Here is a 10,022-nt window from a genome sequence, read left to right as displayed (position 1 = left end):
ATCGACGGGGCCTCGAAGATCCTCGACGAAGACCATTACGACCTGGAGAAGGTCAAAAAAAGGATTCTGGAATACCTGGCCGTAAGAAAGCTCAAGGCCGATATGAAGGGACCGATCCTCTGTTTCGTCGGTCCCCCGGGTGTTGGTAAAACGTCACTGGGCAAGTCCATCGCGCGGGCCCTGGGCCGCAAGTTCATGAGGATGTCTCTCGGCGGCATCAGGGATGAGGCGGAGATACGGGGGCACAGGCGTACATACGTGGGCGCCCTTCCCGGCCGGATCATACAAGGTATCAAGAAAGCGGGATCCAATAACCCCATATTCATGCTCGACGAGGTCGACAAGATAGGCACGGATTTCAGGGGCGATCCCTCAAGTGCCCTCCTGGAGGTTCTTGACCCGGAACAGAACTTTTCCTTCAGCGACCATTACCTTGAAGTGCCTTTTGACCTTTCAAAGGTCATGTTCATAGCGACGGCAAACATGCTCGATCCCGTACCTCCCGCGCTGAAAGACAGGATGGAAGTCTTGGAACTGCCCGGCTACACCGAGGAGGAGAAGCTCATGATCGCCCGTCAGTTCCTTATCCCCAAGGAACGTTCCGAACACGGCCTTTCAGAAGACCATATTGAGTTCGAAGACGAAGCCCTGAAGGTTGTCATCCGCTCCCACACCCGCGAATCGGGCGTCCGTAATTTGGAAAGGGAGATAGCCGCCATATGCCGCGCCGTAGCCAAAGACGTGGCGCAGGACAAGACCGAAAAGCAGACGATCACTGCCGACAGCATACATTCATTCCTTGGCCCCATCAAATTCTTCTCCGAGGTCGCGGAACGCACAAAATATTCGGGAGTCGCCACAGGCCTTGCCTGGACACCGACAGGCGGCGACATACTCTTCATCGAATCCACAAAGATGCGCGGCAAGGGCGCCCTGTCACTGACCGGCCAGCTCGGCGACGTCATGAAAGAGTCGGCTCAGGCGGCGCTCAGCTACATCAGGAGCAAATACGGGGACTACGAGATACCGGAGGACTTCTTCGAGAAAAACGACCTTCACGTCCATGTCCCCCAGGGGGCCATACCCAAGGACGGTCCCTCCGCCGGCATTACCATGCTTGTTTCCCTCGTCTCTTTGCTGACAGACAAACCGGTGCGTAACGATGTGGCCATGACCGGGGAGATCACCCTGCGCGGCCTCGTCCTGCCCGTCGGCGGAATAAAGCAGAAGGTCCTCGCGGCAAGGCGGGCCGGGATAAGGAACATCGTCCTGCCGAAGCTCAACGAAAAGGACCTCGAAGAGGTTCCCGAAAGCATCAAGAACGGCATGGATTTCAAGTTCATCGAGAAGATGGACGAAGCAATAGACATCTGCCTGGCGAGCAAATAAAAGCCCCAGGTTTCAAGGCCGAGAAACACAAGAAGGGGCAAGCTTCAGGCTTGCCCCTTTACATTTGGAGTTTTCAATATCTTCCCTTTACGCGGTCTCTCGACAATGCCTCAGCGGCAGGGCACGGGCCTTCTTAGACGTAAAACCTGAAACTTGAGGCCTGAAACATCGTCTTTCTTACTTCTCCACCGCCTTGAGTTCACCTGCTCTGTCGGGCTCCAGGTTGGCCTTGTCGAAGGCGGCATCAGCGGGGAGAATGAGAAAGAATTCCCGGGAATCGTCGACCTCCATGGTTGCGTCGTCGACGATGAAATCCAGGACATGGCCTCCCTTCTTTCCATCGGCACGGAGAAAGTGAAGGTGGTAGCCGGGCACGTTGATTCCCTTCGCAAAAGAAGGGCACCAGAATCCAACCATCGTCCCGGCAACGTTGGCAAGATCGAAGATAGGCTGTGTCTTCACGATCTCTGTCAGGGACCGGTAGGGTTTCTTCTGCGCGGGAACACTCCGGGTCTTCACCATTTTGAATGTCCCCGTCACCTTGACGGCATAAAAACTGTTGCGCGTCGGAAAGTTCCCCTGGGTATTTGAGGTAAAGCTCTTGAGGTCTGTCCCTGGTGCGAGGGGCATGGTCCTGTCCGCCGCGAAGAAGGTCACTGCGGCAAAAGGGGTCCTGATATCCGGTCCCGGTCTCCTGACATCACCCGCGCTCGTCACCTGGTAGAAAACACCATCGAGAAAGACCATCTCTCCATCGAGAGCGGCAAACGTCCCGAGGCCGAAATCACCCTTTGTGCGCAATTCGCCCAGGGTCGTAGGACCGTCATACACCCCGGTCATGAGGGCGTCTATCGTCGACACCTGAGTGATGGTGTCCTCTCCGGCAAAGCCCGGCAATGCCGCCAGAAACAGAAAGCATGCAGCAACCGATATCCCCAAGAAACGTTTTATCATTGGATCTCCCCTATCACGGCGCCAGTTGCACCTGGTCGCCAAATCTCTTTTCCAGCGCCTCGACGAGTCCATCCGCCTTGCCCTGGGATTCGAACTCCACCATCAATTCCCCGCCATCGCCCACAACGAAGCGGCCGAAAGGCCTCACCGCCTCTGAGACATCCTCCGGTTCGACGGTCCACCAGCCGCGAGTGCGCCTCAAAAGTTCCTCACCCTTGAGTTTCTGGGGGGTCACAAGGTCTATGGTGCGAAACCAGGCTGTCCAGCCCACCTGTGCCGGCGCGCGCAAAACGGGAGCCACCGGATCGTGATAGATCCTGCACCTGCCAAAGAGACGAAGACGGATCATTTGAGCACCTCATCCACGAGTTTTTTTAACTTTGCATCATGCGGCAACGCTGCGTCGGGGATGTCGACCCCTTTCATCGACATGGCCCGGGCGAGGCAGAAGACGTAAATTGCCTCGGCGGAACTTTCGTCAGGCCCCATGCCGCGCTGCATCGCGCCCGCCCAGGACCTCTCAAAGAACGTCAGGGCGGCTTCACGGAAACGGCGAAGACGCTGGTCGGTGGGCGAGATACCGACAGCCTTCAGAAACGCTTTCTGTGCCGTCTCGACTGTGGCAAACACCTTGCGCATGTAACGTATTTGCGGGTCCCGTCCCCAGGTGTCGTTATCGGTCATATCTCCTCCGTACAAGGTCACGCCGTTCTTCCCGGCTCATCTGCGCGGGTGCTGGCGGCGGACGACTCTTGGATAGTCGTAATAAAGTAATGGAACCCTCCCCCGGTGTCAATCGCAAAGGCTTTTCGACAGGTTTGAACCCCGTGCGCCGGGGCTTTTTTTCTTTACAATAAACCATCGGCTGGACCATACTTTAGGATTATGAAAAAGGCTTCACTCGCTGTCATCCTCTTTATCGCGCTTATGTGCATCTCACCCGCCGCATGGTCGGGACCGACTGTCAGCACTCAACCTACGGACATGTTTCTCCTGGCCTTCGGCAAAGGAAAAGTTGAAGTGAAGCTCTACTCCGACTATTTCTGCGGAGCCTGCAAAAACCTCGAACCCAGCATCGAGTACCTCATTGCCGACCTCGTTGAGCGAAACATCGTTACCATCACATTCGTTGACACCCCCATGCACAAACACTCCGCCCTGTATGCCCGGTACTTCCTTTATATCCTCAATGCAAAAAAGGAGATCGCCCACGCGCTCAAGGCGCGAGCTGCCCTTTTCGAGGCGGCGCAACAGGAAATCGTCGACAGTAATAAACTGGAGCAGTTCCTCGCTGCAAAAGGTTTCAGGTTGAAGCCCTTCGAGGCGAAACCCGTCTTCGCCATTCTCCAGAGGTACCTTCGCAGTGACAATATTAGTGCCACCCCGACCGCAGTTGCCGTGCGAGGCGACAAGAAAGAGTTCCACCAGGGCGTGCCGAACATAACCCGAATGTTTGAAGGCCTGAAACAGGCCTCAAGAGAAGGCCATGGAAGAAAGGGATAACGATCAGAAGAAGCTTCTCGAGACGGCGCGTGTGATAGCGATCATCGGCCTTTCGCCAGATACCGGGAAGGCAAGCAATGTCGTCGGAAGCTATCTCATTGCCCATGGCTATCGCGTAATACCCGTCAACCCGGGATACACGGAGATACTGGGGCAGAGATCATATCCCTCCCTCTCCGACGTCCCCGACAGGATAGACATAGTGAACATCTTCAGAAAGGCCGATGAGGTCCTGCCCATCGTAAGGGAAGCGGTCGGGCTCGCACCAAAAGCGATCTGGCTCCAGCTTGGCATCCTAAACGACAAGGCCAGGAAGATAGCCGAAAATAGCGGCATCCCTTTTTACATGGACCTGTGCATAAAGCAGGAGCACGCAAGGCTCATCGGAAAGTAGGAAATGGAAAACCTTTTCGGGTCTTCCGGCGAGGATATTCCAACAATCAGGCCAACAACAACACCTGACGAAAGTGCCCTGGAAACCATGAAGAAGGAAACCTTCCCGCAACACATTTCTTCTCGTGAAGAGTCGGCAGACCTCTTTCTAAAGGGGGGAACTATAATCAATGTCTACTCCGGGGAATTACTCGCAGGCAACATTGCGGCAAAGAACGGAAAGATCGTCTATGTGGGCCCTTCTGAGCATTATATCGGAGGAGGCACGAAGGTCCTTGAGCTCAAGGGCAAGACGATAGCGCCGGGTTATATCGAACCCCATTTTCATCCCTGGGACGTGTATAATCCCATATCGATCGGCCAGGAAGCGTGCCGGCGGGGCACGACAACGGTCTTTTGCGACGACCTCATTTTTTACATCGCCATGGGTCCGAGGCTTTTTGAAGAATTCATGGATGCCTTCTGTGACATGCCGATCAAGTATTACTGGTCGTTGAGAACGGCGCCGCAGTCCCCCATGCGGGATGAAAAAGAAGTGTTCTCAGTGGGAAATCTCGTGAGCGTCCTCGAGAACCCCCGGATCCAATCCATCGGTGAGATCACCCGATGGATGGAACTGATAAAAGGCAATTCGGAAATATCCCGGGTGATTGCCCGGACGAAAGAGCTGAAGAAAAGGGTGGACGGCCACACGGCGGGTGCCAGGTACGACAAGCTCAACCGACTTGCCCTGGCAGGCATGGAATCCTGCCATGAAAGCATCAACGGCCAGAACGTCCTTGACAGGCTGAGACTTGGCTTCTACGTCATGCTCCGAGAAAGCTCCCTGAGGCCGGACCTGAGCCTTCTTCTTAAGACCGTCACCAGACACCGCGTGCTGACCGACCGCCTTCTTCTCACAACGGACGGCTCGATGCCGGAATATTATCATACCCACGGCGTCACCGACCATCTGATCAGGATAGCCCTCAAGGAGGGTATCGATCCAATAAACGCCTATCGGATGGTGACCATCAACCCCGCCGTCTACTTCGGGTTCGACCATAAGATCGGGGGGATAGCCCCGGGGCGGGATGCGGATATGGTGATCCTCGGCGACATCCACGAACCGACCCCGGAAATGGTCATCTCCAACGGCAGGATCGTGTCAGAAAAAGGCAAACTTGTGGAGCCGTTTCCACAAATTGATTGGGAGACATATTTTCCCAGGGCTTCCTTCTCCAAACGCGACTGGAAGGCAGACAAGGATCTCTTCAGAATCCCCGTCACAGAAGGCTCCGCCCTGTTTCCCGTCATAGAGCTTACGAATCCTGCCATAACGCATACCAACTGGGTCGATCTCCCTTCCCGCAATGGCTTTCTCGAATTCGACACATCCCGGTACCTCATGGTGGCCATGATAAGCAGGGACGGTGACTGGATAACGATGGGACTCCTCGAAGGTTTTGGCAGCGGGGTCGAAGCCCTGGTCTCCTCGTACAACACGGCGGCCCAGATCCTGGTCATCGGAACGAACCCTGAGGCGATGAGCGCTGCCGTGAACAGGGTCCTCGAAATAAAGGGGGGCATTGTGATCTTCGACAAGGGCCGCCTGTGCTACGAACTGGCCTTACCCATCGGTGGGGTCATGTCCGAAAAAGACCTGCCCGAACTTGCCAAAAAAGAGAGAGAATTCCAATCGATCCTTTTTTCAAGAGGATACCCCCATCATGACCCCATGTACACCCTCGTTTTCCTGCCCAATGATTTTCTTCCCGAGGTGCGGGTCAACTATCGGGGCATCATCGACGTGAAGAACAACAAGGTGCTCTGGCCCAGGAGAGATCTGGCCTGAAGGGGTCGGCGTGTCCGAATTATTTGTACTTGGAGATCAAATACGCGGTGTAGCCTTCTTCGGTTTGCCACGCATCCGATACATGTTTAGGCGGTTTCCCATTATAGTGCTTGAGCATGTCCTGTTTCAGGTTTTCAACATCCTTCTGGAGCTTGCTAATTTTCTCCTCCGTCCCGGCCTTCTTGCCGCTGACTGTTTGTTCCCGTTCCCTGGCTTCCCGTGACGTACTTTCCTGATCCATAATGTCAGCCATATTTATGCCTTTTGGGGTTCTTTCGGGATTGTTGTACCTGTATAGCTCGCGGTGAGCAGCCACCAGTTCCGAATTGATGCTCCTGAACTTTTTAAGATACTGCGTTGTCGTTTCATCAAACTTGCTATTTTCTGCCGGTACGTTCTTTTCCTTGATCGCAGTTGATCCTGATTTCATCTCCCCTGTCTTCTTGTCCTCGCTGCCCGCTGCAGGCGTATTGTCTGCAAATCCGATCAACAAACAAAGGGCGATCAACATCAGCAATGCGTTTTTCATCCTCTTCTCCTTAACCCAAAAAACTTTATCCATAATTCTATCGATATTACCAATATCATTCGATCAACAGTTTGTAAATTAAAGATTTGCGGAGGCGGATAATAATCGATATGGACTGGACAGGTATGTTTCAGCACGTTTTGAGAATATCCTGCTGCTCTTTAGTTTTTACTGGCGCGCCCGCCGCGATTCGAACGCGGGGCCTTTGGCTCCGGAGGCCAACGCTCTATATATAACCGTATTTGTCGATGTTTGTATACATAAATCTCTTGACGTATTATATCTAACAATATAAAGTACTTGAAACAGCATTTTCCTCCAATTCCGAGTGATGAGAAAGGACGAGTTTATCTATGCCAGTATCGAAACATCCGCCAAAGGGTAGCGTACCGGGTAGCACGGGAATCACCAAACCTGAACCAAGAATAGAAACCAATGGAACCTCCACGGAAAAGAATAAGCGAAAAGCGACACAGTATCAAGGAGTGTATGAAAGAAAAGCCATCCGCACCCGTAAACCTGACGGGACCCCCGTGAGGGACATTTGCTACGACATCACCTACAAGCAGGGTGGAAAGAAGAAATGGGAAAAGGTCGGCTGGAAGAGCCGGGGGGTGGATGCCAAGCTTGCGTCCCTTGTCCGTGCAGAAAAGCTCCGCGGCATTGCCGTCGGCAACATCCTTCCGGAGACGATCAAACCTTCCTCACCTACCTTCGCGTCCGTATCTAAAACATACCTTGACAGTCTCAAGGCTGCAGGAAAAAGCGGGTACGCTGCTGACCAATCCAGATACAATTGCCATCTCAATGTCCTGGGCGGGCGCCACCTCGATGAGATCAACCCCGGCACCATGAGGGATCTCCGCAATCGTCTGCACCAGTCAGGCATGGCTCCGCAGACGGTGAAACACGTCCTGGCGCTTGTGAGACGCATCGTCAACAGCGCAATCCACGAAAAGGCCTGGGCTGGCCCCAATCCTGTCGGCAAGGGCACGATCCCGAAGGTCAGCAACACCCGGCTCCGCTTCTTATCTCAGGGCGAGGCACAAGCTCTCATTGAGGCCTGCAATGCCCGCTTGAAACCCATCGTGATAACGGCGTTGAGCACGGGAATGCGCCGGGGAGAAATCTTGTCTCTGACCTGGAGGCAGGTCGACCTTGAGCACGGCTTCATATTCCTCGAGAAAACGAAGAGCGGGAAGCGTCGGGAGATACCCATCAGCGCCATTTTGAAGGAAACCCTCACCGCCCTTCCCCGTGACCCTTCCGTTCCCTGGGTATTCTACAACCCGAGCACCAAGAAACCATTGCAGGATGTAAAACGCTCTTTCGCGTCAGCCCTGGAGACCGCGAAAATCAAAGACTTCCACTTTCACGACCTGCGGCATACCTTTGCATCCCACCTTGTGATGGGCGGAACCCCCTTGGCTACGGTTTCCCAACTCCTTGGGCATTCGGACATATCCATGACGATGAGGTATGCGCATCTCTCACCTTCGCACCAAGCCGGCGCCGTCGAGTCATTAGGATTCTTGTTCGGAAAAGAGGAGAAAGAGGAATAGGGCCTCTGAGACGTTTTCTGGGGGGGGATGGGTGCACGACTATTCATCACACCCGAAAACGCGCTCAGATTGAAAATATGAAGAAACAGGAGGGAAGATAAAGGGATGACCGCACAAACAAAAGACTCAGATCCGAAACCAAAGAAGAAGAAATCAGAGAAGAAGGTGCCCAGCAAGACCACGGTGTCTGTCGAGGAAGCCACCGAGAAGAAACCTGATACTGCGGATGCTACAAACGTGGACGAGCGCGCAGAGCAGAAAGGGGTCTACGTCGAAGACTTCGTGATGGACCGCATCATGCTTATCGAGCGCTTGTACGAGAAAAAGCAGAGCGTTGCCGGAGTCCCCACCGGGTTTGCCGACCTCGACAAGCTGACCAGTGGCCTGCAGCCCGGCAACCTCATAGTAGTCGCGGGACGTTCCGGCGCAGGAAAGGCCGCCTTCTGCATGAACATCGCGCAACATGTATCCATGTTGCCGATGAACCCTATTCCGGCGGGCATAATCTCCCTGGGAATGTCAAAGGAAGAGATAGTCATGAGGTTATTGAGCTCCGAGTCAGGCATTGACCACACCAAGCTCAAAACGGGCACGTTTACCCGGGACAATTGGCCGAGGCTGGCCAAGGCGGGCAGGAAGCTTTTAGAAAGCAAGCTCATCATCGATGATACCGCAGCACTGCCCATCACCGAACTTCTTGATCGAGCGCGAAAATGGAAGGAGGAGTGTGACGTAGGCCTCATTATCATCGACTATCTCCAACTCATACCGGGACAGAACAAAGAGCTTTTCGAAATCATCGGTCTACTGAAAGCCTTGGCCAAGGAGCTTCGCATTCCGGTCATTGCGATTTCCCAGCTCAGCGAGAAGACCAGAGGGCGGCCGCAGCTTTCCGACCTCAGCGACAGCGTGGCTATTAAGCGAGATGCTGATGTCATACTCTTCGTATATCGTGGCGAGATATACCAATACCAAGACCAGTATGGAGATGACAGCGAGGAAACTGCCGAGGTGATAATCGGGAAGCAACGTAACGGCCCGATAGACTCTGTCGAGTTGAGGTTCATCGGTAGCCAGATGACTTTCAGAAACCCGCGGAAGGACTGAGTCGCACGAGCTAAAGGCCTCGAACCCTTCATCCTGCCAGTGAGTTAAAATGGACTGTCCTCAGATAGCCGGGGCAAGCATCATGCTCTCTCGTTATAAGGCGGAAGCCTTCCGTGGTCATCAAAATACGCCTGGAGTAATTGGCTTTCTGCGAGGCTCGGAAGAACCTTGTTTGCTCCACCAAATGTAACAAACCACTCGAAATGCAGACTCTGGACGCCTCTTTCTCTCAGCACATCCCCAAAAAACTCCTGCCGGGAACGTCGGCCCTGTCTATTTGTCAGCCTGCCTCGAAGAGTCTGCATTCGAAACTCACCGTTGTTCAGCATCGTTCCACTGCAGCCAATATAGAGGACTCTTCCTTGTGGATCGGATATGATGTAGGCCCCATACTCTTCGGGCACTTCCGCACTCCTGACGACTTCGCGTATCCTCTGCCCCTGGCTGAACTCAAACTTGCCCCGCACGGGGAATCTGTCCCGAAATTCTTCGATCACACGCTCCATATGTCCCATATCGATCTCTGCTACGTCGTAGCCGGTGCGCCCTCCCCTTCCCTCCGCATCTGTTCATAAATTTCCTTCTGCAGCCGCTGACTCACCGCTTCCCTGAATTTGCCATCGTTCATGAACCTGGCGGTGATATCCTCGTTCTGGTCCATCCGGTCGATGAAGATCCCCTCCAGGGCCTTATTGAACACATAGCCAAAGTTCTCCAGGGTATTGGCATTAGCCGCCTGCCTCAGGCCGGA

The 10,022-nt window shown here is 54.0% G+C and carries 12 protein-coding genes; 6 read left to right on the top strand and 6 right to left on the bottom strand.

Translation table 11 applies throughout. From position 1 onward, the window contains the following. A partial coding sequence (lon, locus tag PHC90_10620) for an endopeptidase La (protein MDD3846799.1) occupies positions 1-1,389 on the top strand: 1,389 nt, incomplete at its 5' end. Between the two features lie 177 nt (positions 1,390-1,566). Here the strand turns inward: lon and budA are convergent. From budA to PHC90_10605, 3 genes are read right to left on the bottom strand one after another with little or no spacing between them, the layout of a single operon-like run. Beyond that, on the bottom strand, positions 1,567-2,343 hold the full coding sequence (gene budA / locus PHC90_10615; protein ID MDD3846798.1) for an acetolactate decarboxylase: 777 nt from the start codon (positions 2,341-2,343) through the stop codon (positions 1,567-1,569). A gap of 13 nt (positions 2,344-2,356) precedes the next feature. Further along, positions 2,357-2,692, bottom strand: a complete 336-nt coding sequence (locus PHC90_10610; protein MDD3846797.1) for a hypothetical protein — start codon at positions 2,690-2,692, stop codon at positions 2,357-2,359. After that, entirely contained in the window at positions 2,689-3,027 is a 339-nt protein-coding gene (locus PHC90_10605; protein MDD3846796.1) for a hypothetical protein, read from the bottom strand. The genes PHC90_10610 and PHC90_10605 overlap by 4 nt, the downstream gene beginning before the upstream one ends. A gap of 201 nt (positions 3,028-3,228) precedes the next feature. On the opposite strand from PHC90_10605, the gene PHC90_10600 reads away from it, so the two are divergent. From PHC90_10600 to PHC90_10590, 3 genes are read left to right on the top strand one after another with little or no spacing between them, the layout of a single operon-like run. Continuing rightward, entirely contained in the window at positions 3,229-3,846 is a 618-nt protein-coding gene (locus tag PHC90_10600) for a thioredoxin domain-containing protein (protein ID MDD3846795.1), read from the top strand. Further along, positions 3,830-4,240 carry a CoA-binding protein gene (locus PHC90_10595; GenBank protein MDD3846794.1) on the top strand — a complete coding sequence of 137 codons (411 nt, stop codon included), beginning with the start codon at positions 3,830-3,832 and terminating at the stop codon, positions 4,238-4,240. The genes PHC90_10600 and PHC90_10595 overlap by 17 nt, the downstream gene beginning before the upstream one ends. Positions 4,241-4,243: 3 nt before the next feature. Further along, positions 4,244-6,073 carry an adenine deaminase C-terminal domain-containing protein gene (locus PHC90_10590; GenBank protein ID MDD3846793.1) on the top strand — a complete coding sequence of 610 codons (1,830 nt, stop codon included), beginning with the start codon at positions 4,244-4,246 and terminating at the stop codon, positions 6,071-6,073. 19 nt (positions 6,074-6,092) lie between these two features. Here the strand turns inward: PHC90_10590 and PHC90_10585 are convergent, their stop codons facing one another. Continuing rightward, complete coding sequence (locus tag PHC90_10585) at positions 6,093-6,635, bottom strand: hypothetical protein (protein MDD3846792.1); 543 nt, start codon at positions 6,633-6,635, stop codon at positions 6,093-6,095. Between the two features lie 500 nt (positions 6,636-7,135). Here PHC90_10585 and PHC90_10580 point away from each other — a divergent pair, with 500 nt between their 5' ends. Together PHC90_10580 and PHC90_10575 are read left to right on the top strand one after the other, a co-directional pair. Beyond that, positions 7,136-8,164: a site-specific integrase gene (locus PHC90_10580; GenBank protein ID MDD3846791.1), complete on the top strand. Its 1,029-nt coding sequence runs from the start codon at positions 7,136-7,138 to the stop codon at positions 8,162-8,164. Between the two features lie 105 nt (positions 8,165-8,269). After that, positions 8,270-9,271, top strand: a complete 1,002-nt coding sequence (locus PHC90_10575) for a DnaB-like helicase C-terminal domain-containing protein (protein ID MDD3846790.1) — start codon at positions 8,270-8,272, stop codon at positions 9,269-9,271. 80 nt (positions 9,272-9,351) lie between these two features. Here the strand turns inward: PHC90_10575 and PHC90_10570 are convergent, their stop codons facing one another. Both PHC90_10570 and PHC90_10565 read right to left on the bottom strand, forming a co-directional pair. Continuing rightward, on the bottom strand, positions 9,352-9,777 hold the full coding sequence (locus PHC90_10570) for a hypothetical protein (protein ID MDD3846789.1): 426 nt from the start codon (positions 9,775-9,777) through the stop codon (positions 9,352-9,354). Between the two features lie 20 nt (positions 9,778-9,797). Further along, the coding region (locus PHC90_10565; GenBank protein ID MDD3846788.1) for a hypothetical protein at positions 9,798-10,022 on the bottom strand (225 nt) is incomplete at its 5' end.

This window comes from Syntrophorhabdaceae bacterium, from assembly GCA_028698615.1.
GTDB lineage: Bacteria > Desulfobacterota > Syntrophorhabdia > Syntrophorhabdales > Syntrophorhabdaceae > Delta-02.
The sequence above is the reverse complement of the archived record's forward strand: the minus strand, read 5'-3'. Positions and strand labels throughout refer to the sequence as shown.

What these genes read in the sequence shown, in the direction of transcription:
- budA (MDD3846798.1), bottom strand. Translation starts at nt 2,343, where the DNA reads ATGATAAAACGTTTCTTGGGGATATCGGTTGCTGCATGCTTTCTGTTT.
- PHC90_10610 (MDD3846797.1), bottom strand. Translation starts at nt 2,692, where the DNA reads ATGATCCGTCTTCGTCTCTTTGGCAGGTGCAGGATCTATCACGATCCG.
- PHC90_10605 (MDD3846796.1), bottom strand. Translation starts at nt 3,027, where the DNA reads ATGACCGATAACGACACCTGGGGACGGGACCCGCAAATACGTTACATG.
- PHC90_10600 (MDD3846795.1), top strand. Translation starts at nt 3,229, where the DNA reads ATGAAAAAGGCTTCACTCGCTGTCATCCTCTTTATCGCGCTTATGTGC.
- PHC90_10595 (MDD3846794.1), top strand. Translation starts at nt 3,830, where the DNA reads ATGGAAGAAAGGGATAACGATCAGAAGAAGCTTCTCGAGACGGCGCGT.
- PHC90_10590 (MDD3846793.1), top strand. Translation starts at nt 4,244, where the DNA reads ATGGAAAACCTTTTCGGGTCTTCCGGCGAGGATATTCCAACAATCAGG.
- PHC90_10585 (MDD3846792.1), bottom strand. Translation starts at nt 6,635, where the DNA reads ATGGATAAAGTTTTTTGGGTTAAGGAGAAGAGGATGAAAAACGCATTG.
- PHC90_10575 (MDD3846790.1), top strand. Translation starts at nt 8,270, where the DNA reads ATGACCGCACAAACAAAAGACTCAGATCCGAAACCAAAGAAGAAGAAA.
- PHC90_10570 (MDD3846789.1), bottom strand. Translation starts at nt 9,777, where the DNA reads ATGGAGCGTGTGATCGAAGAATTTCGGGACAGATTCCCCGTGCGGGGC.